This window comes from Streptomyces sp. NPDC050619 (assembly GCF_040654815.1).
Taxonomy (GTDB): Bacteria; Actinomycetota; Actinomycetes; order Streptomycetales; family Streptomycetaceae; genus Streptomyces.
The window spans coordinates 207,413-229,702 of the sequence record NZ_JBFAIR010000003.1 but is presented as its reverse complement, the minus strand read 5'-3'; the positions used below and the strand labels follow the sequence as shown (position 1 = coordinate 229,702).

At 73.5% G+C, this 22,290-nt stretch carries 6 protein-coding genes and 1 pseudogene; 3 read left to right on the top strand and 4 right to left on the bottom strand.

Features of this window, described 5'->3' with window-relative positions; all coding sequences use genetic code 11:
- Window positions 1-126: 126 nt before the first annotated feature.
- The 3 genes from AB0I77_RS07055 to AB0I77_RS07045 are packed head-to-tail and all read right to left on the bottom strand — an operon-like array spanning window position 127 to window position 17,066.
- Window positions 127-8,031: an amino acid adenylation domain-containing protein gene (locus AB0I77_RS07055; protein WP_363281353.1), complete on the bottom strand. Its 7,905-nt coding sequence runs from the start codon at window positions 8,029-8,031 to the stop codon at window positions 127-129.
- A 6-nt stretch (window positions 8,032-8,037) separates the two neighbouring features.
- Entirely contained in the window at window positions 8,038-15,756 is a 7,719-nt protein-coding gene (locus AB0I77_RS07050; RefSeq protein WP_363281352.1) for an amino acid adenylation domain-containing protein, read from the bottom strand.
- Window positions 15,753-17,066, bottom strand: coding sequence for a cysteate synthase (locus AB0I77_RS07045; RefSeq protein WP_363281351.1), 1,314 nt, complete (start codon window positions 17,064-17,066; stop codon window positions 15,753-15,755). Before AB0I77_RS07045 ends, AB0I77_RS07050 begins: the two co-directional genes overlap by 4 nt.
- Window positions 17,067-17,466: 400 nt before the next feature.
- Here AB0I77_RS07045 and pdhA point away from each other — a divergent pair, with 400 nt between their 5' ends.
- The 3 genes and pseudogenes from pdhA (at window position 17,467) to AB0I77_RS07030 (ending at window position 20,581) form a co-directional block, all read left to right on the top strand.
- On the top strand, window positions 17,467-18,486 hold the full coding sequence (gene pdhA, locus AB0I77_RS07040; RefSeq protein ID WP_363281350.1) for a pyruvate dehydrogenase (acetyl-transferring) E1 component subunit alpha: 1,020 nt from the start codon (window positions 17,467-17,469) through the stop codon (window positions 18,484-18,486).
- A gap of 1 nt (window position 18,487) precedes the next feature.
- A pseudogene (locus AB0I77_RS07035) lies at window positions 18,488-19,489 on the top strand (alpha-ketoacid dehydrogenase subunit beta); the annotation flags it as partial.
- On the top strand, window positions 19,466-20,581 hold the full coding sequence (locus AB0I77_RS07030) for a dihydrolipoamide acetyltransferase family protein (RefSeq protein ID WP_363281594.1): 1,116 nt from the start codon (window positions 19,466-19,468) through the stop codon (window positions 20,579-20,581). The pseudogene AB0I77_RS07035 and the gene AB0I77_RS07030, both read left to right, overlap by 24 nt.
- 3 nt (window positions 20,582-20,584) lie before the next feature.
- Here AB0I77_RS07030 and AB0I77_RS07025 read toward each other — a convergent pair whose 3' ends face one another.
- On the bottom strand, window positions 20,585-22,222 hold the full coding sequence (locus AB0I77_RS07025) for a glycosyltransferase family 87 protein (protein ID WP_363281349.1): 1,638 nt from the start codon (window positions 22,220-22,222) through the stop codon (window positions 20,585-20,587).
- Window positions 22,223-22,290 lie beyond the last annotated feature (68 nt).

Below are 22,290 nucleotides of genomic sequence, written 5' to 3'. Positions count from 1 at the left end.
AAGAAGGAGCGGCGTTCGGTGCGTGCTCTCGGCGTGGCGGGCGGAAGTCCTCGTAGCGGAGCTACTAGGGCTTTCGTCCGGTGCGGCGAGAGTGCGTGCCGGGCGTCGCGACGCCGCGGAGATCCATCAGAAGGGCCCTAGGTCCCCGAGGTCCGCTTCGAGTTCGTCGATCTCGTCCTGGGTCAGCGAGCCCAGCGACACGTCCGCGTACGAGGTCGGCGCGGACCGGGTCGCGCGTGCCGTGAGCGCGCTGAGGGCGGCGAACCAGGACTCGCCCAGGGCGCGGACCTGTGTCTCGTCCAGGACTTCGTCGGGCCATGTCCAGTCGGCGACGAGCCGGGGACCGGTGTCGGTGTCCTGGACGACGGCGTTGAGGTCGAGGGCATGAGCTGCGGCCAGGCCCGGGTCGGCTCCGCTGCCCAGGGCCGCGGACTCGGGAGCGAAGGTCCACGAAACGCTGTCGGCTGTGGCCGGGAACCGGCCCAGGTAGTTGAAGCCGATCAGCGGGGCGGGTGGCTTGGCCAGGTCGGGCCCGATGTCCGGATTGAGGTGGCGCAGCAGGCCGTGGCCGATGCCGTGGTCGGGCAGTTCCCGCAGCCGGTCCCGGACGTGCCGGGCCGCGGCGCCGGCGGCGGGCCCGGCGGCCAGCGCGTCGCGCACGTCGACGCCGTGCAGGTCGAGGTGGACCGGGTAGAGCGAGGTGAACCAGCCCACCGTGCGCGAGAGATCGAGCCCGGGTGCGAGTTCCTCCCGGCCGTGCCCCTCCACGTCGAGCAGGACGTGCCCGCCGCCCTGCCGTTCGGCGACGGCCAGTGCCAGCCCGGTGAGCAGGATCTCCTGGACCCCGGCGTCGAAGGCGGTGGGGACGGTGGTGAGCAGGGGCCGGGTGGCGTCGGCCGGCAGGGTGAGGCGCAGCGAGCGGGTGGTGGCCGCGGTGTCCCGGTCGGGGTCGAGCGGGCGGGCACCCAGCACCGTCCTCGGGGCATCGGCCGTACGGCGCCACAGGTCGGCCTCGACGACCCGGGCGGGCCTGCGCGCCTCCTCGCCCAGCAGGGTGGACCAGCGGCGGAACGACGTCCCGACGGGCGGCAGTTGCGGAGTGCGCCCGGCCGCGACCGCCTCCCAGGCCGCCTCGAGGTCGGGGACGAGGATCCGCCAGGACACGCCGTCCACGGCCAGGTGATGGATCGTCAGCAGCAGTCGGCCGGTGCGGTCCGGACCGGCGTCGAACCAGACGGCGCGCACCATCGCGCCGGCCGCCGGGTCGAGAGCCCCCACCGCGAGGGCGGATTCCTCGGCCACGGCTGCGTGGAGGTCGTCGGTGCCGGAGACTTCACGGCGGTCGAGGACGGCGGCGGCGTCGACACAGCCTGCGGGGCCGACGTCGAGTTCCCGGTCGGGGGTGAGCCGGGAACGCAGCATGGCGTGGTGGTCGAGGAGCGCCTGCAACGCCTTGGTGAGGCGCGTCAGGTCGGCGTCGGCCGGGACGATGAGCAGGACGGACTGGCTGAGCCGGTCGATCGGGCCGCCGCGTTCCAGCAGCCATCGCATCACCGGGGTGAGGGGCACCCGGCCGACTCCGCCGCCCGCGTCATCCGCACCCCGCGGGCCGGCTGCCACCTCCGCGTCACCCGCGCCGACCGGACCCTCGGCTGCCGCCGCCAGCCCCGCCACCGTCGGGGTCTCGAACACATTCCTCGGTGTGATCACCACCCCTGCCTCGCGGGCCCGGCTGACCAGCCGGATCGAGGTGATGCTGTCCCCGCCCAGATCGAAGAAGCCCTGGTCCAGACCGACATCGGGCACCTTCAGCAGTTCCCGGAACAGACCCGCGAGGACCTTCTCGGCGGGGGTCGAGGGCGCCCGCCCGGTCACCGCCGGAGCGGAGCCGGGGTCCGGGGCGGGCAGCGCCTTGCGGTCGATCTTGCCGTTGGGGGTCAGCGGGAGGGCGTCCAGGACGACGACGGCGGAGGGGACCATGTAGTCGGGCAGCGACTCGCCCGCGTACCGGCGCAGTTCTTCCGGATTCACGGCATGTCCGACGACGTGGGCGACCAGCCGCCGCTCGCCCGGCTCGTCCTCCCGGACGGTCACAGTCACCTGGTCGACGGCCGGGTGCCGCGCCAGGACCGCCTCGATCTCGCCCGGCTCGATGCGGAACCCGCGGATCTTGACCTGGTCGTCGGCCCGGCCGACGTACTCCAGCTCGCCGCCGACCGAGCCGCCCGCCGAGCCGTCCCCGGAGCCGTCCACCAAGCCGTCCCCGGAGCCGTCGACCAAGCCGACCGCCGAGCCGCCCGCCGAGCCGTCGACCGAACCGACCGCCGAGCCGTCCGCCAAGCCGTCCGCCGAGCCGTTGAGCGAACCATCCACCGAGCCGTCGGCCGACCAGCGCACCAGGTCACCCGTGCGATACATCCGCTCCCCCGGCCCCCCGAACGGATCGGCCACGAACCGCCCGGCGCTCAGCCCCGGCCGGCCCAGGTACCCGCGCGCCACCCCCTCCCCGGCGAGGTACAACTCGCCGACCGCGCCGGGCGGGACCGGCCGCAGCCGGTCGTCCAGGACGCGCACCCGGGTGCCGGTGACCGCCCGCCCGATGGCCGGAGCCCGGTCCCCGCTCAGGGGCACGCTGAGGGTGGCGCACACCGTGGACTCGGTCGGGCCGTAGGCGTTGGCCATCCGGCGGCCCGGCGCCCACCGGGCCACGAGCGCCCCGGAGCAGGCCTCGCCGCCCACGATCAGGGTGCGCAGGGCGGGCAGCTCGGTCTCGGGGAGCGTGGCCAGGGCGGCGGGCGGAACGAGGGCGTGGGTGATCCGGCCGTCCGTCAGTACCCCCTCCAGCACCTCGCCGACCAGCGGGCCTTCCGGCGGCACGACCAGCGTCCCACCCGAGGCGAACGCCATCAGCAGTTCCATCACCGACGCGTCGAACCCGGGTGAGGAGAACTGCAACACCCGTGCGCCAGGGCTGAGTTCGAACCGCTCGACCTGTGTCTGCGCCAGCGCGGCCAGCCCCCGGTTCGCCACGACGACGCCCTTGGGCAGGCCGGTCGAACCCGAGGTGTAGATCACGTACGCGGCCTGGGACGACTCGTGCACGGCGGGCAGTTCACCCGGATCGCCGTCCATCGCGAGGTCCCTGAGCACCAGCGCGGGGCGCGCGTCGGCGAGCATCATGTCGATCCGCTCGCCCGGCAGGGCGGGGTCCACGGGCAGGAACGCCGCCCCCGCCAGCGCCACCGCCAGCACCGCGACGACGCGGTCCGCCGAACGCGGCAGTACCACCGCCACCACGTCCCCCGGACCGATGCCCCGGCCCGCCAGGACTCGCGCCAACCGCTCGGCGCGCGCGTCGAGTTCGGCGTACGACAGCTCGCCGCCCGGTGCCGCCAGCGCGCAGACGTCCGGTGTGCGCCGGGCCTGCTCCCGGAAGAGCTCGGCGAGCGAGAGCGGGCGCACCGTGCGGTCCGTGGCGTTCCACGCGTCGAGGAGCCGTCGTTCGTCGTCGCCGAGGAGATCGACGTCGTCGACGCGTCGGCCGGCGTCGGCCGCGACGGCGGCGAGGAAGCGGACGAACTGCCGGGCGAGCCGCTGGGCGGTGGCCGGTTCGAACAGGTCGGCGCTGTACTCGACGACCCCGTCGATGCCCGCCGGGGCGCCGTCGCCGTGGCGGTGCTCGCTCAGGTAGAGCGACAGGTCGAAGCGGGCGCCCCCCGTCTCGACGGGCTCGCGGGCGACATCCAGACCGGGCAGGGACCGGCCGAGGTCGGACATGTGGCCGGTGTAGGCCAGCATGACCTGGAACAGCGGGTGCCGGGCCAGCGTGCGTTCGGGGCTGACGGCGTCCACCAGCAGGTCGAACGGCACGTCCTGGTGGTGGTAGGCGGCCAGATCGAAGTCCCGGACGCGGTGCAGCAGTTCACGGAATTCGGGGTTGCCCGAGGTGTCGGTGCGGAGCGTCAGGCTGTTGACGAAGAAGCCGACCAGGTCGTCCAGTCTGCCGTCGGGACGCCCGGCGACCGGTGTGCCGATGGGGATGTCGGTGCCCGAGCCCAGCCGGGTCAGCAGCGCGGCCAGCGCGGCCTGGAGCACCATGAACAGCGTGACCCGGGACGTCGCGGCGAGGTCGGCGAGGGCGGTGTGCAGCTCCGCGTCGATGACGAGGTCGGCCCGGCCACCGCGCCCACTGGGTTCCGCGGGCCTCGGACGGTCGGCCGGAAGCGGCAGTTCGTCCGGCATCCCCGACAACGCCTCGCGCCAGAAGTCGAGCTGACGTCGCATCAGACTGCCGGGTACGCCTCCGTCGCCCAGCAGGTCGCGCTGCCAGTGCGCGAAGTCCGCGTATTGCACGGGCAGCGGCGCCCAGTCGGGGCTCTCTCCCGCCCGTCGGGCGGCGTACGCCGTCTCCAGATCGCGCATCAGCGGCACCAGGGACCAGCCGTCGAGGGCGATGTGGTGGGCGAGCAGCAGTAGTACGTTGACGTCGTCGTCGTCCGCGAGGGCGTACAGAGTCGCGGTCAGCGGCGTCTGCGTGGACAGGTCGAAACGCCGGGTTGCGGCGGCCGTGAGCAGGCCGGGCAGTTCCGCCTCGGCGGCCGGTACGACGGACAGGCTCGGGCGCCCCACCTCGGGATCCAGGATCCGCTGGTACGGGGTGCCCTGGAAGTCCGGGTGCAGGGTGCGCAGCGGTTCGTGCCGGGTCACGAGGTCGGCGAGCGCCGCTTCGAGGGCCGGATGGTCGAGCGGCCCGGTCAGGCGCAGTGCCCAGGGCACGGTGTAGCCGGTGTTGCCCCCGTCGAGCCGGCTCATGAACCACAGCCGCTGCTGGGCGTACGACAGCGGAATCGGCGCCGACTCCCGTTCCCGCGCGGCGAGTTCGGGACGCCGTACGTCGTCGCTCTCGTCGAGGCGGGCGGCCAGTGCGGCGGGTGTCGGCGCCTCGAAGACCGCCCGTACGGGCAGGGTGGCGCCCAGTGCCGTGCGTACCCGGTCGACGAGGCGCATGACGAGCAGGGAGTCGCCGCCGAGCTCGAAGAAGCCGTCGTCGACGCCGACCTGGTGTCCGGGGATGCCCAGGACGTCGGCGAACAGGCCGCAGAGGATCTCTTCCTGCGGGGTGCGCGGAGCCTGCTTCTCGGCGCCGCCGGAGATTGCCGGGGCGGGGAGGGCCTTGCGGTCGAGCTTGCCGTTCGCGGTGAACGGGAGCGCGTCGAGAACCACCGTCGCGGAGGGCACCATGTGGTCCGGCAGACTCGCGGCGACGTGGCGGCGCAGTACGGCCGGGTCGGTGGTGCCGTGCGGGACGACGTAGCCGACGAGGCGTCCGTCCCGCACCACGACGGCGACCTGGGCGACGGACGCATGCCGCGCCAACACCGCTTCGATCTCGCCGAGTTCGATACGGAAGCCGCGGATCTTGACCTGGTCGTCGGCCCGGCCGACGTACTTCAGCTCGCCCTCCACCGAGCCGTCCACCGAGCAGTCCACCGATCCCGCCGCCGGGCCGTCCACCGATCCCGCCGCCAAGCCATCCGCCAAGCCATCCGCCGACCAGCGCACCAGGTCACCCGTGCGATACATCCGCTCCCCCGGGCCCCCGAACGGATCAGCCACGAACCGTCCGGCGCTCAGCCCCGGCCGGTCCAGGTACCCGCGCGCCAGCCCCGCACCCGCCAGATAGAGCTCGCCCACCACACCCGGCGGCACCAGCCGCAGGCCGGAATCCAGCACGTACGCACGCGTGTTGGCCACCGGCCGACCGATCGGCGGCATCCCGCGCACCGCCTTCCGCGCCTCCCGTGTCGACCAGGTCGTGGCATAGACCGTGGCCTCCGTCGGGCCGTAGGCGTTCACCACCCGCACCCCGGTGCCGGCCGCGACCACATCGGCCAGCAGGGCGGACGGCAGCGCCTCGCCGGCCGGCACCACCGTGTCCACCCCGGCCGGCAGCCGCCCGGCGGAGACCACCGCGGCCAGCGCCGACGGCACCCCGCTCACCAGAGTCGCCGCGTCCGCGTCCCGCTCGGCCAGTGCGAGCACGTCCCGCACCAGCTCCACCCGGCCGCCACAGGCCAACGGTGCGAACAGCTCGAACACCGACACATCGAAGGTGAACGAGGTCGAACACACCGTCCGTGCCAAGGCGTCGGCCCCGAACTCGGCGACGGCCCACCGCACCAGGTTCACGGCACTGGCATGCTCCACCACGACTCCCTTCGGCCGGCCCGTCGACCCGGACGTGTAGATCACATACGCCGCGCCCCGGCCGTCCGGCGCCGGCAACTCCACGTCATCGACGCCCGGCTCCGCCCCCACCTCCACCAACGGCACATCGACTTCGGGCAGCTCCACTCCGGCCTGCGTCATCACGCACACCGGCCGCGTGTCCCCCAGCAGGAACGCGACCCGCTCCGCCGGAGACGCCGGATCCAGCGGCACATACGCCGCCCCCGCCCGCAGCACCGCCAGCAACGCCACCACGGCGTCCACCGACCGCGGCAGGGCCACCGCCACCAAGGACTCCGGCCCGGCACCACGGCCGACGAGGACCCGCGCCAACCGCTCCGCACGCGACACGAGTTCCTCGTACGACATTTCAGCGCCGTCACACACCACCGCACAGGCGCCGGGAGTCCGCACCGCCTGCGCCGCCACCAACCCGTGCAGAGTCGCCACGGAGGCCGACGACTCCGCACCCCGGGACAGGGTCAGCAGCCGCTCCCACTCGCCCGCCAGCAGCACCCCCACCTCGCTCACCGGCCGCGACGGATCCGCTACAAACCCCTCCATCACCACCGCGAACCGGTCCAGCAACGCACGAGCCCGCACCGAGTCGTACAGGTCGGGCCGATACGAGAGGCGCAGGGCCAGGCGCCGCCCGGGCAGCACGGCGAGGGTGAGCGGATAGTGCGTGGCGTCGTGACCGCCGAGCGGCGTGACCGGGGTCCCTCCGGGGTCGGCCGAGGTCTGGTGGTTCTCGAAGGCGAGCAGCGTGTCGAAGAGTTCGCCGCCGCCCGTGACCCGCTTGATGTCGGCGAGGCCGAGGTGCTGGTGCGGCAGCAGGGCGCTGTGTCGGTCCCGGAGGGCGGCGAGCAGGTCGGCGACCGTGCCGTCCTCGGCCCAACGGACCCGCGTGGGCACCGTGTTGATACAGAGACCGACCATCGAGGCGATGTTCGGCAGCTCGGGCGGGCGGACCGTGACGGTCTGGCCGAAGACGACGTCGGTGCGGTCGGTGAGGCGGCCAAGGAGCACGCCCCAGGCGGCCTGGACGAGGGTGTTGAGGGTGACGCCGAGGGATCGGGCCGTGGAGTCGGCCGCCGTGGTCAGCTCTTCGGTGAGTTCCACGATGAGTTCGTGCGGCAGCACGGTCTCGGCGGCGGCCCCGGCCGGGGCGAGCAGGACGGGCTCGTCCACCTCGGCCAGGGCGTCCCGCCAGGCCGTCTCGGCGGCGGTGCGGTCCTGCCGGGCCAGCCAGGCGAGATAGTCGCGGTAGGCGGGCGCCGGGGGCAGGGCCGTCGGGTGCTCGCCCGCGTACAGGGTGGTGAACTCGCGTACGAGCAGCTGCTTCGACCAGCCGTCGAGCAGGATGTGGTGGTTGGTGACGACGAGCCGGTACCGGTCCGCGGCCCAGCGGACCAGCAGGTACCGCAGGAGGGGCGGCTTCGCGAGGTCGAAGCGACGGGTGCGCTCCTCGTCGAGCAGCCGCTCCCACTCCTTCTCGCGCTCAGCCTCATCGAGGGGAAACAACTCGGCCTCGGCCCACGGCAGTTCGACGTCCGTGGGCACGATCTGTACGGGCTCCCCGGCCTCCCGGCGGCGGAAGCAGGCGCGCAGGTTGGGGTGCCGGTCGAGCAGGGCCTGTCCGGCCGCGCGTACGGCGGCGGGGTCGACCGGTCCGGTCAACTCCAGGATCTGCTGGGCGGCGTAGACATCGGGTGACCGCTCGTCGTCGTAGAGGGCGTGGAAGAGCAGGCCTTCCTGCAACGGCGACAGGGGCAGGATGTCGGCGATTCCGGACCGTGTCACCGTGAGTTACCTCCACTCGCTTCCGAACTCGGCTTCGAGTTCGTCGATCTCTGCTTGGGACAGGGACACCAGGGGCAGGTCGGACGGGGTGTGCCCGCCTGCCGGGGTGCCGCCGGCCTGGGTGGCCAGTTCCTCGCACCACAGGTCGGCGAGGGCGCGTACGTCGTCCTCGGACCAGATGCCGGTCGCCCAGGACCAGGTGGCCTCGAGCCGGCCGTCACCGGTGGTCACGGCGGTGATCTCCAGGCCGTGTGCCACGGGCAGCGCGGGGTCGTGGGCCGCGCCCAGCCGGGACAGGCCGGGGAGTTCCTCCGGAGCCGCCGACCAGTCGTTCATCGGTTCTCTGGGCGTGCGGCCCAGGTAGTTGAAGGCGATCTGCGGGACGGGGAGCGCGGCGAGGGCCGGTCCGGTCTCGGGGTTGAGGTGGCGGAGCAGGCCGTGGCCGATGCCGTGGTCGGGTACGGACCGCAGCTGCTCCTTGATCCGCTTGAGGACGTCGGCCGGTTCGTCGAGGTCGACGCCGGTGAGGTCCAGCCGGGCGGGTACGACGCTGGTGAACCAGCCCACCGTGCGGGACAGGTCGATGCCCTCGGCGATCTCCTCGCGGCCGTGGCGCTCGATGTCCAGCAGGAGCGCCGGGTGTCCGTCCCGGGTCCGCCGCCACCGGACGAACGCGGCGGCCAGCGCCGCGAGCAGTACGTCGTCGGGGCCCGCGTGGAAGGCGGCGGGCACGGTGGTGAGCAGCTCGGCGGTGACCTCGGCCCGGATGTCGCGGGTGAGGTGGCGCATGGTGCCGGCCGTGTCCCGTGCCGGGTCGACGCTCCGGGCTCCGAGCACCGGGTCAGGAGCGTCCAACAGGCGTCGCCATACGGCGAGTTCGGCTGCCCTCGTCGGAGTCCGGGCCTCCCGCTCCAGCAGCCGTGCCCAGTGGCGGAAGGAGGTGCCGGGTTCGGACAACCGCTCCTCGTTCCAGGCGTGGACCAGATCGGAGCGCAGGATGTTCCAGGAGACGCCGTCCACGGCCAGGTGATGAACTGTCAGCAATAGTCGTCCGGGGCGATCCGGTCCGGTGTCGAACCAGCGGGCATGCAGCAACTCACCTTCTTCCGGGCGCATTTGAGCGGCGTCCGCGGACAGGGCGGAGGCGAAGTCCCCGTCCGGTACGGCGATCCGCTCCAGCAGCGTGCCCGCGTCGACGCTTCCGGGCGGCGGCACGACCGCGGTCCGTTCGCCGACCGCGACCCGCATCCGCAGGACGTCGTGGTGGTCCACCAGGGCCTGGAGCGCCGCCACCAGCCGCTTCTCCTCGGCCCCGACGGGTGTGACGAGAAGGACCGACTGGCTGAACGAGCCGATCGGCCCGCCGCGTTCACGCAGCCGGTGCATGGCCGGAGTGAACGGCAGTTCGCCGACCGCCGGTTCCCGCTCCTCGGCCCCCTCGGGAGCCGGACGTCCCGCCGCCAGTGCGGCGAGCCCGGCGACGGTCCGCTGCTCGAACACATCGCGTGGGGTCAGCCGCAGGCCTTCGGCCATCGCCCGGCTGACGAGGTGGATCGAGGTGATGCTGTCGCCCCCGAGGTCGAAGAAGCCGTCGTCGACGCCCACCTCGTCCCCCGCCTCGGCCAGGCCGAGCACCTCGGCGAACAGTTCCCGAAGCGTCTCCTCCTGCGGAGTGCGCGGCACCCGGCCCGCACCGGCCCTCTCCCGGCCCGCGTCCGGCGCGGGCAGAGCCGCGCGGTCCAGCTTGCCGTTGGGCGTCATCGGAAGCGTGTCAAGGACCATGAGCGCCTCGGGAACCATATGGGCGGGCAGGTGCCGGGCGGCGTGCGCGAGGAGGGCGGCACGGTCGGTGCCGGCCGCTGCGACGACGTATCCGACGAGACGCCGGAGGCCGCCCCTTTCCTCCCGTACCGCCACCGCGGCCTGGGCGACGCCGGGATGTGCGGTGAGCACACCCTCGATCTCGCCGGGCTCGATCCTGAGGCCCCGGATCTTGAGCTGACCGTCGGCCCGCCCCCGCAGTTCCAGGGTCCCGTCGGCGCGGCGCACGGCCAGGTCGCCGGTGCGGTACATGCGCTCGCCGGGAGGCCCGAGGGGATCGGCGACGAACCGCTCGGCGGTCAGGCCCGGCCGCTGCCAGTAACCGCGGGCCACCTGGGCACCGGCGACGTACAACTCGCCCTCGACGCCGACCGGTACGAGGTTCAGGCGGGCGTCCAGGACATACGCCCGGGTGTTCCACATGGGGCGGCCGATGGGCACGGGGCCGGTCGGGAGGTCGTCGCCGGGTTCGATGCGGTGGTCGGTGCAGCCGACGGTGAGTTCGGTGGGGCCGTAGTGGTTGATCAGCCGTACGTGGGGATGGTCGAGGCGCCAGGCGCGCAGTGCCTCGCCGACCAGCGCCTCCCCGCCCAGCATGAACTCCTCGGTGGGCGACAGGTCGTGCGGCAGTGCCGGCAGCAGCGGGAGGTGGCTGGGGGTGGCCTTGAGGAAGGTGTAGCCGCCGGGCAGGCGCGCGGCGCCCGCCTCGTGGAAGGCGGCGACGTGGACGCGACCGCCGGCGGCGAGCGCTCCGTGCAGGGTGGTCACGGTGGCGTCGAAGGACATGGTGGCGTGCAGCAGCGAGGTCCCGCGCAGACTCGGGTACGCCTCGACGCACCGGGCCACATAGGCGGTGAGGTTGCGGTGCTCGACGACGACGCCCTTGGGACGTCCGGTGGTGCCGGAGGTGTAGATCAGGCAGGCGGGGTCGGCGGGGCGGGCCTCGGGGAGGGGCGTGGCCGGGTCGTCCGGGGTCGCGTCAGGGCGTACGACGGGCACCTCGACCAGGAGCTCGTCCCGGGCGACCACACACACCGGAGCCGCGTCGGCGAGCAGAAAGGCCGTGCGCTCGGCGGGATGTTCCGGGTCGAGCGGCAGATAGGCCGCGCCTGCCTTGAGGACGGCGAGCACGGCGACCGCGAGATCGACCGACCGGGGCAGCGAGAAGGCGACGATCCGCCCCGGGCCGGCGCCGTACGACGCCAGCGTGCGAGCCAACCGGTCGGCTCGGGCCTCGAGTTGGCGATAGGTGAGCGAGGTGTCGGCATCCGTCACCGCCACGGCGTCGGGAGCATCGGCGGCACGCGCCTCGAACAGCCGGGGGAAGGTGGTGTTCGGGACGTCCCGTGCCGTGTCATTGAACTCGACGAGCAGGCGGTGACGTTCGCCGGGGGCGAGGATGTCGAGCGTGCCGATCGCGCGGCCCGGGTCGTCGACGGCGGCGCGCAGCAACCGCTCCAGACGAGCGGCCAGTTCCTCGGCCGTACGGCGGTCGAAGAGGTCGGCGCTGTACTGGAGCACGCCCTCGATGCCCTCCGGAGACCCGTCGGGTGCGCGCTGCTCGCCCAGGTTGAACGTCAGGTCGATCTTCGTGGCGCCGGTCTCCACGGGCAGCGTCCGGGCGCCGAGGCCGGGCAGGTCGAGGTGGGGTCCGGCGGTGGGGCGGAAGGCGAGCATCACCTGGAAGAGGGGGTGCCGGGCGAGCGAGCGGGGCGGGTTGAGTGCCTCGACCAGGTGCTCGAAAGGCAGGTCCTGGTGCGCGTAGGCCGCCAGGTCGGCCTCCCGGACCCGGTCCAGCAGATCCCGGAAGGCCGGATCGCCGGAGGTGTCGGTGCGCAGGACGAGGGTGTTGACGAAGCAGCCCACCAGGTCGTCGAGCACCTCGTCGGCGCGGCCCGCGACCGGTGTGCCGAGCGGGATGTCGGTGCCCGCGCCCAACCGGGTGAGCAGCGCGGCGAGCCCGGCCTGCACGACCATGAACACCGTCGTCCCGCTCTCGGTGGCCAGCTCGCGCAGCCTCCGGTGCAGGGCCGCGTCCAGCAGGACGGGGACGTCGCCGCCCCGGTGGGTGGCGCGGGCCGGCCGGGACCGGTCGGCCGGGAGCGGGAGTTCGTCCGCGAGTCCGGCCAAGGCTTGGCGCCAGTGGGCGAGTTGACGATCCTTCAGGTCCGGTCGGTCGAGCACGTCGTGCTGCCAGACGCCGTAGTCGGCGTACTGGACGGGCAGCGGCGACAGTTCCGGTGCCTGTCCCGCAAGGCGGGCCCGGTAGGCGGTCGCCAGGTCACGGAGGAGGGGGTCCAGGGACCAGCCGTCGGCGGCGATGTGGTGCAGGACGAGCAGGAGTACGTGGTCCTCGGGGCCGAGGGCGAGCAGATGGGCGCGGAACGGGATCTCCTCGGCGAGGTGGAATTCCACTCCCGCCAACTCCACGAGCCGCTGCGGGAGTTCGGTGTCGGCAACGTGCTCGAAGGGCAGTCCGGGCCGCGAGCCCGCCAGCAGGCGCTGGCACGGGATGCCGTCGGCTTCCGGGTAGACGGTGCGCAGGATCTCGTGCCGGTCGACGACGTCGGCCAAGGCGGCGCGCAGGGCGTCCACATCGAGGGGGCCGCCGGTCAGCCGTACGGCGAGCGGGACGTGGTACGCCGCACCGGCACCCTCCAGCCGGTCCAGGAACCACAGCCGCCGCTGGGCGGACGACAGCGGCGCCTCGCCCGGGACGGTACGTACGATCGGCCGTGGGGCGGGTCCTACGGCGGTCCCGTTGACGACCAGCCGGGCCAGTCCGGCCGGAGTCGGTGCCCGGAACACATCGCGCAGCGTCAGCTCGGTGCCGAGCGCGGCGCGCACCCGGCCCAGGAGCCGCAGTGCCAGCAGCGAGTGGCCGCCGAGTGCGAAGAAACTGTCGCGGGGGCCGACGTCCGGCACGCCCAGAACGGCCGCGAACAGGGCGCACAGGACCTCTTCGTGCGGGGTACGCGCGGACTCGGCGGGACCGGCCCCGGACATCGCCGGAGCGGGCAGCGCGGCCCGGTCGAGCTTGCCGTTGGCGGTCAGCGGCAGCCGGTCCAGGACGACGACGGCCGAGGGCACCATGAAGTCGGGCAGGTGCCCGGCGAGATGGTCGCGCAACTCTTCAGGGCTACCGCCCACGACGTAGGCCACCAGGCGCCGGTCGCCGGGACGGTCCTCGCGGACGACGGCGACCGCCTGGGCGACCTCGGGGCGGGCGGCGAGGACCGCCTCTATCTCGCCGGGCTCGATGCGGAACCCGCGCAGTTTCACCTGTGCGTCGGCGCGGCCGTGGTACTCCAGCTCGCCGTCGGGTGTCAGGCGGACGCGATCTCCGGTGCGGTACATCCGGGCGCCCGGCGGGCCGTACGGATCGGCGACGAACCGTACGGCGCTCGCGGCGGGGCGGCCCAGGTAGCCGCGGGCCACACCAGGACCGGCGACATACAACTCCCCCACCGTGCCCGGCGGAACGGGCTGGAGGGCGCCGTCGAGGACATGGGCGCGCATGCCGTCCAGGGGGCGGCCGATGGGCAGCGGGTCCGGGACTCGCGTGCCCGGGAGGCAGGGGCGGCTGGTGGCGAAGGTCGTGGTCTCGGTCGGGCCGTAGCCGTCGGTGACGATCAGGTCCGGGCAGGCTTCCAGGACCCGGCGGACCGCGCCGGCGGGGACTGCCTCGCCGCCGGTCCACACCCGGCGCAGCCCGGCGAAGCAGCCCGGGTCCTCCTCGGCGGCGAGCCGGAACAGCCCGGCGGTGAGCCACAGCGCCGTCAGCCGGTGCCGTGACGTCAGGCGGGCGACGGCAGCGGCGTCCATGTCCTCGTCGGCTCCGGCGACCACGGCGGTGCCGCCGCTCAGCAGCGGCACCCACATCTCGTACGTGGAGGCGTCGAACGCGGTCGGCGAGTGCACGAGCACGCGCGCGTGGGCGCCGTCGGCGAACGCCGAGTCGGCGGCGAGGGCGGTGACGTCGTGATGGGTGACGGCGACGCCCTTGGGTGTGCCGGTGGAGCCGGAGGTGTAGCTGACGTAGGCCAGTTGGGCCGGGCGCAGGGGTACGCCGGGGTCCGTGTCCGGTTCGGCGGCGAGTGCCGGATCGTCGACGGCGATGGGGACGATGCCCTCGTACCCCTCGTACCCCTCGATCGGCACGCTGTCGGTCAGCAGGACCGTCGCGCCGGTCTCCGCGAGGATCCGCCCGGTGCGGGCCGCCGGGGCGTGCGGATCGAGGCCGACGTAGGCGCCGCCCGCCTTGAGGACGGCCAGCAGCGCGATGACGAGACTGTCGGAACGGCGCATCAGGACCGCGACCCGGTCCTCGGGCCGGACACCGAGGCTCAGCAGCCGGTGCGCGAGCCGGTTGGCCCGGTGGTTCACCTCCCGGTAGCTGATGCCGTGTTCACCGTGGATCACGGCCGTGCCGTCCGGGTCGGCCGAGACCCGGGCGGCGAAGAGACCGGGCACGGTCGCCTCGTCCGCGCGTGCGGGAGCGCCGTCGAGGCGGGTCGCAGCTCGCTCCTCGGGCAGGAGCAACTCCACGCGGCCCACCGGGGTTTCGGGTCCGGCGGTGGCGAACCGCTCCAGGAAGTGGACGAAACGCCGGTGATGGGCGGTGAGTTCGGCATCCGTGTAATGGGCGGGGTTGGCGTCGAGGTCGACGCGGATGCCGTGGTCGTCGGCGCGGTCGTACACGTTGACCGCGAGGTCCTCGACAGGCCCCGTGGACAGGTTGTGGCGAGTGGTCGGGTGCCCGGCGAACCGCAACTCCGGCCCGAAGGCCATGATGTTGACGACGGGCCCGAAGAAGCGCCGCCCGTCCTGCGGCCAGTCCAGCTCCCGGCGCAGATCCTCACCCCGGTACCGCTGACGGGCCAGCAGGTCGCGGGTGGCGGTCGCGGTCTGCCGTACGAGGTCGTGGGCGGGGGTGTCGGGTCGTACGGTGACACGCAGCGGGAGCACGTTGGAGGCCATGCCCGGGGTGGCGAGTTCGGTGTCGCTCTCGCGGGCCGTGACGGCGAGGCCGAGGACGACGTCCCGGGCTCCGGTGAGCCGGTGCAGATAGGCGGCGGTCGCCGCGAGCACGACCCGCGACCACCGGGTGCCGGCCTGACCGGCAGCCGCGTGCACCAAGTCCCCCGCCGCTTCGGGGAGATGACCGGTCCGGCGGTGGAAGCGGTCGGCGACCTGCGGCGGCCGGGCGGACAGACTCGTCGGCTCGGGGCGGTCGGCGAGGGCTCCCGTCCAGTACGCACGGTCCGAGGCGTGGCGTTCGCTCGCGCGGTAGGCCTCGTCCTGGGCGACCAGCGGCGCGAGGGGCGCGAGGGGCGCGAGGGGCGCTGGGGGCGTATCCGCCACGAGGTGGGTGTAGGCGTCGGCCACCCGGCCGGCGATGAGGGAGCAGCTGTAGCCGTCGACCGCTATGTGGTGGTAGCGCTGGTACCAGATCCAGTGGGCGTCCGCGAGCCTCAGCAGCGCGTAACGGAAGAGCGGGCCACGGTCGAGGTCGAACGCCGTGGCGAAGTCCGTGTCCATCCACGCTTCGGCGGCCGACCGGGGTTCGGCTTCGCCGGTGAGGTCGACGACGGGCAGGTCCCAGGACGGGTCGGTGTCGACGAACTGGCGGATGGTGGCCGCTTCGTCGTCGGTGGCCGCTCGCGCGGTTCCCCGCGCCCCTGGATCGTCGGTGGCCACGTTGTCGACCGCGGCGGCGAACCGCACCCGCAGTGTCTCGGTCGCGTCCACCACCGCACGCACCGCGGCCCGGAAGCGCACGGGGTCGACGGGCCCGTGGATCTCGGTGTACTCGCCCACGTTGTAGGCGGGCCCGGCGGGGTCGAGCCGCTGCCCGAACCACATCGAGCGCTGGGCGGCGGACAGGTCCAGCGCGACGGTCACCGGCCCTCCCCGACGGCGATGGCGCCGGCGCCGGTCAGCAGCCGTTCCACCTGTTCGGCGACGAAGCGCGGGCCTTCCTCGCGTCCGGGCCACGCCACGCGCAGCCACGGCTCGGCGGGGACGAGCGCGATGTCCTGGGCCTGGCGGGCCCGGCCACCGCCCGTGATGTTCAGGAGCACCAGTTCGTCCCTGCGGACCTGTCCGGCCCGTACCGCCTCGGCCAGGGCGGCCAGCGCGACCCCGGCGCCCGGCTCGATGTCGATGCCCTCGATCTCCTCGAAGAGGGCCAGGGCGGCGAGCGCGGCCTCGTTGTCCGTACAGAGGACGTCGCCGCCGCTCTCGGTCAGCACGTCACGGACCCCGCCGCGCACGGTGAACGGCGGGCGGCGGTTGGTCAGTTCACGGGCCAGCGGCTCGTGTTCGCGGTGGGCCGGGGCCGGGCCGGCTGAGTGCCAGGCGTCGTGCAGGGGCGCGAAGGGCGCGTTCTGACACATCAGCAGCCGCGGCAGCGGCTCGCCGTCCGCGCGGACGCGGCGCGCCGCCTCGTGGGCGCCGATGGCCCCGGTGCCGCTGCCGACGGCCTGCACATAGGTCTGCGGCAGCCGTCCGAGGGCGTCGGCGGCGGCCAGCAGTACGGTGCCGAGGCCGTCGCGGCGGCCGACGTTGCGCGAGCCGCCCTCGGCGTGGTGGCCGGGGAGAGCGGCGAGCAGGTCGGCGCAGGCGATGGCGTCGCTGTAGGTGGCGGTGCCGTCGAGGACGACGAGCCGTACGCAGGGGTCGAGCGGGGCGGGGAAGCGCATCCGCTCCAGGGCCGGGGCGGGTACGACGAGCAGGCAGGGCACCCGGTGGCGGGTGGCGGCCCAGGCGAAGGCGGCGGCGGTGTTGCCCGCCGAGGGGATCACCAGGACGGGCGGCGCGGCGGGCAGGCGGCCGAGGACCGTGTAGGCCTCCAGGTCCTTGAAGGTGCAGGTCGGCAGGTGCGCCCCGCTCTCCGGCCAGTAGCCGTTGAAGGCGACCCACAGCCTGTCGAGACCGATACGGCGGCCGAGCCGTTCCGCGCGGTGCACGACCGGGCCGGGTACATCGGGGAAGGTGCGTGCCACCGGCAGCATCGGGGCGTGCCGGAACAGCCCGGTGCTCTCACCGGTGTGGGCGCCGGCGTGGGCGCCGATCCCGTCGTACTCGGTGCGCAGGAATGCGGGTTCGTGCCGACGGGAGCAGTCGAGGACGAGGCCGTCGTCCTCGTAGCGGGTTCCGCATGAGGAACAGACGACCTTGTAGTGACGTGTTCCCGGGCGTACTCGGGACATCTTCCCTTGCCTTCCGCAGTGCCGCTTTTCGCTGCTCAATTGGAACCGGGACTTCGATAAGAGCGAGTGACTCTCGAATTACCTTTTTCTGAACGCCAGTCGACGCGTGTCCCCACTGTGAGCCCACTACCTGCGGACTGTTCAGTTCCGCTTCATCTGCCCGTATCGGCCAGGTAGTTGAGAGAGCATCGGATCCGTGGAACATCCGAGGCGCACTCGCCGTTCACGAAAGGTTGGCGGGAAAATGATGGAAACACCGACGCATACGGTCACCGGAGACGGGGAAGACGTTTCCGTCTGGCTTCCGTCCTCGGTTCCGGTTTCCCTTCTTTCGCAAAGTCCGTCAATGCATCCGTCAACGCATTCGTCAACGAATGGCAAAACCCGGGAATTCCACTCGGTGGAAAAGGCGGGGACCCGGATATACGCCGAGCCGTCGCCCGACGCGCTCTTGGCCGCGTACCGGAAAATGGTCGTCGGGCGGCGCTTCGACGAGCAGGCGACGGCGCTCGCCCGGCAGGGCCGGCTCGCGGTCCACCCGTCCAGCCTCGGGCAGGAGGCCTGCCAGGTCGGCGCCGCTCTCACCCTGCGCGCCACGGACTGGCTGTTCCCGACCTACCGCGACTGCGTCGCGCTGGTCAGTCGTGGCATAGACCCCGTCGAGGCGCTCACGCTGCTGCGCGGCGACGGGCACTGCGGCTATGACCCCGTACGGCACCGCACCGCGCCCCAGTGCACCCCGCTGGCCACCCACACCGCCCACGCCACCGGGCTCGCCCACGCCGAGCGGCTCAAGGGCGCCGACACGGTCGCCCTCGCGCTCGTCGGCGACGGCGCCACCAGCGAGGGTGACTTCCACGAGGCCCTGAACCTCGCCGGGGTGCTGCGAGCCCCGGTGGTCTTCCTGGTGCAGAACAACGGGTACGCCATCTCCGTCCCGCTGTCCGATCAGTGCGCGGCACCGAGCCTGGCGTACAAGGGAGTCGGGTACGGCGTCCGCGCGGAGCAGGTGGACGGCAACGACGCCGCGGCCGTACTCGCCGTCCTGACCAGGGCCGTCGAGGACGCGCGGGCGGGCGTCGGGCCGTGGCTGGTCGAGGCGCACACGTACCGCATGGGTCCGCACACCAGCGCCGACGACCCGTCCCGCTACCGCTCCCCCGAGGAGACGGAGGCCTGGCGGGATCGCGACCCGATCGCCCGGCTGGAGTCCGCGCTGCGCGAACGCGGACTGCTGACCGACGACGACGTGAAGGCCGTGGCAGCCGAGGCGGATCAGTACGCGGCCGACGTCCGCGAACGACTCGCCGTGGACCCGGACTTGGATCCTCTCGCGCTCTTCGACCATGTGTTCAGCGCACCGACCCCCCACTTGGCGGAGCAACGAGCGGCCCTGCGGGCCGAGTTGGAGGGACGCTGACATGGCGGCCGAAAGGGCGCACGGTTCGGCGCACGGCACAGCCGGCGGCACGGCGATGGCGCAGGCCCTCAACACCGCCCTGCGGGACGCGCTCGACGCGGACGAACGCGTCGTCGTCTTCGGCGAGGACGTCGGCCGCCTCGGCGGCGTCTTCCGGGTCACCGACGGACTGGCCGCCGCGTTCGGCGACCGGCGCTGCTTCGACACCCCGGTGTCCGAGGCGGGTATCGCGGGCCTCGCGGTCGGCATGGCGATGGCCGGGTTCAGGCCCGTGGTGGAGATGCAGTTCGACGCGTTCGCCTACCCGGCGTTCGAGCAGATCGCCTCCCACATCGCCAAGATGCGCAACCGCACCCGGGGCGCCCTCCCGCTGCCGCTGGTCGTCCGCATCCCGTACGGCGGCGGCATCGGCGGGGTCGAGCATCACAGCGACTCCAGCGAGGCGTACTACGCGCACACCGCGGGCCTCAAGGTGGTGACCCCGGCGACGGCGGCGGACGCCTACTCGCTGCTGCGCGAGGCGATCGACGACCCCGACCCGGTGGTCTTCCTGGAGCCCAAGCGCCACTACTGGACCAAGGAGCGGCTCGAACTCCCGGCCCGTACCGAGCCGTTCGGCACCGCCGCGACACGTCGTGCCGGGCGTGACGCGACGCTCGTGGCGTACGGCCCGTCGGTCGCGGTGGCCCTGGCGGCGGCGCACGCGGCGACGGCCGAGGGCCTGGACGTGGAGGTGCTGGACCTGCGCACCCTCGTCCCGCTGGACGACCGTACGCTGACCGAGTCGGTCCGCCGGACCGGGCGGTGCCTCGTGGTGCACGAGGCGCAGGGCTTCGCCGGAGTCGGCGCCGAGATCGCGGCCCGGGTGCAGGAGCGGTGCTTCGACGCGCTGCGCGCACCGGTGTTGCGGGTCACGGGCTTCGACATCCCGTATCCACCCCCGCTGTTGGAGGGCGCTCACCTGCCCGGCGTCGGCCGGGTGCTCGACGGCCTGCGCCGCCTGCTGCCCACTCGTTCCGAACAGCGGCTCCACGAGGCCGACTTGGCGCTGGCCGACCAGTCGGCTCCCGACCGGACGTTCCGGCTGCCGGACCTGGGCGAGGGACTCGCGGACGCCGAGATGCTGGAGTGGAAGGTCGCCGTGGGCGACACCGTCGAGCACGATCAGGTCGTCGCCGAGGTGGAGACGGCCAAGTCGGTCGTGACCCTGCCGAGCCCGTTCGCCGGGACGGTGACGGCTCTGCACTGCCCGGTCGGCGAGGTCGTGCGGGTGGGGGCACCGCTGATCACCGTGGCGGAGCCCGCTCCGGTCGACGGATCCGGCGCCGTGCTCACCGGATATGGGACGGGCGCGTCGCAGCGTTGGTCCCGGACGGCGCCCGAAGCCGCCGGAGACAGCACCCTCGCGAAACCGGACACGCACCCCCGGTCCGACACCCGTATCCCGCTGGACGCCTCCGCCGCGAAGTTCGTCCGCGGTCATCGCGACACACCCGCCGTGACCATCTGGGCCGACACCGACGCCACCGGACTGCTCGCCGCCCGTGACTCCGGCGGGACGGGGCTACTGCCGCTGCTCGCCCGGGTGTGCCTCGCCGGGCTCGTCGCCTTCCCCGAGCTCAACGCCCGTGTCGACGCCGACCGCGAGGAGATCGTCCGCCCGCCCCATGTGCACCTCGGCATCGCCGCGCAGACCGCGCACGGCCTGGTCGTGCCCGTCGTCCGGGACGCCGACCGGCTGCCGCCCGGCGACCTGGCGGCCGAATTGCGGCGCCTCACGGCCCTGGCCCGACGGGGCCCGCTGCCGGTGGAACACCGCACCGGCGGCACCTTCACCCTGAACAACTACGGCGTCTTCGGCGTCGACGGCGCGACGCCGATCCTCAACCATCCCCAGGCCGCGATGCTCGGCGTGGGCCGTATCACCGACCGGCCCTGGGCGGTGGACGGCGGCCTGGAGGTGCGCAAGGTGGTGCAGGTGTCGCTGACGTTCGACCACCGCGTCTGCGACGGCGGCACCGCGGCCGGGTTCCTGCGCCACGTCGTCGACGGCATCACCGCGCCCGACGGGCCGGCGCGTCGGCCGGGCGTCTGACGGTCAGCATCCGCCCGGTTGCGACGGGGAGGCGGACGCGAGGTACGTGGAACCGATCCGGTAGACACCCGGCCCGGCGACGGTCAGCCGCGTGAAGGCGCCCTGCTCCTTCAGGCAGCCGCCCTCGGCACGCAGCCACGGCGAGTACGCGACCCGTACGGTCACCGAGCCGGCGTGCGGCATCCGCACGTCGAGTTCGGCGTCCGTGGTGCGGACCACCCCGGCGGGCGCCGACACCAGCGGCACCGCGTCCCGCACCCGGTACACCCGCCAGTGCGCGTCGCTCCACACCGGCTCCAGCCACGCGGGCCGGCTGCGCACCAGGCTCGCCTCGGCCGCTCCGTACCGGTCGGGCTCGGCGTCGGACAGCACCACGAAGCCGACGGCCCAGCGGTCCAGCCAGGCCCGGTACTTCGCCGCGGAGAACGTGTCGTCGTAGAAGAACCGGCCGCGCTCCATGTCCAGTTGGGTGTTCCAGCCGCGCGCCAGGTTCACGTACGGGGACAGCACGGCCGCCTCGCGGTGGTCATGGGCCGGGACCACCTCCACCCGGGCACTGTTCGCGCCGAGCAGGTCCAGCGCCCGTACGACACCGTGCGAGTCGGCAGCCCACGCGGGGACCCCGGGCGAGCCCCGCAGGAAGGAGGTGGGCGTCCCCGACCCCAGCCAGGTCAAGGACCCGACGAGCGCCAGGGTGAGGGCACCGCGCCGGTACCAGTCGCGCCGCCTGACCGAGAGCACGGCGGCGAGCAGCACGGCCGGCGCGAACAGCAGCGCGAAACGCTCCACGTTGGCGCCGATCGGCGAGGGGATCAGGTACGTCAGCAGGACTCCCGCCACGTACACGGCGCCGCCCCACCGCACCACCCGCCAGTCGCGCGGCGACAGGACCGCCACCGCCAGTCCCAGCACGGCGGGCCACAGGATCCGCCCCGCCGCCATCGGCTCCTGGCCGTGGAACGGGAACAACAGCGTGGTCGCCCCCACCACCACGAACGGCGGCACCGTCAGCGCGGCGGCCCGCGCCCAGTCCCGGAGCAGTCCGTAGGCCGCGCCCGCCACCACCAGGAACAGTCCGGCCACCGGGCTCGCCGCCGTCGCGAGCATCGCGTACCCCGCCGCGAGCACCACACGCCGCTCCCCCACCAGCAGCACACAGGCCGCGAGCGCGAAGGCGACACCGAGCGCGAACGTCACCCGCCCCGCGGCGATGTTGGTCCACAGGCCGAAGGCGGCCAGCAGCGCGGGCGCCGTCGGACGCCGTATCCCCGACCGCACGAACAGGACCGCGGCCAGCCAGCCGGCGGCCAGCCCCGAGGCGACCGCGACCGTGCGCACACCGAAGAAGCCCATCAGATACGGCGAGATCACGCTGTAGTTCGCGGTGTGGAGCCCGCCGAACCAGAACAGTCCGTACGCCGAACCGCCGTGCTCGGCGGCGAAGCGTGCCCAGGTCTCCTGGGCCGCGAGGTCACCGCCGCCGTTGGCGCGGAAGAACGCCCATATCAGGTACAGCGGCAGCATCGTCGCGGTGGCGAGCAGGGCGACCCGGTTGCGGCGGATGACGGCTCGGGCACGGCGGTACGGAGCCCTCCTCCCCGCGGTGGTGCGGTCGGGGACCAGCTCGACGGCAGCTGTCATGAGGGCGACGTCTCCGATCAGGGGTTCTCCAGCCGCGGCGGGGCTGTGTACGGGTGCGAAGAGGCGAG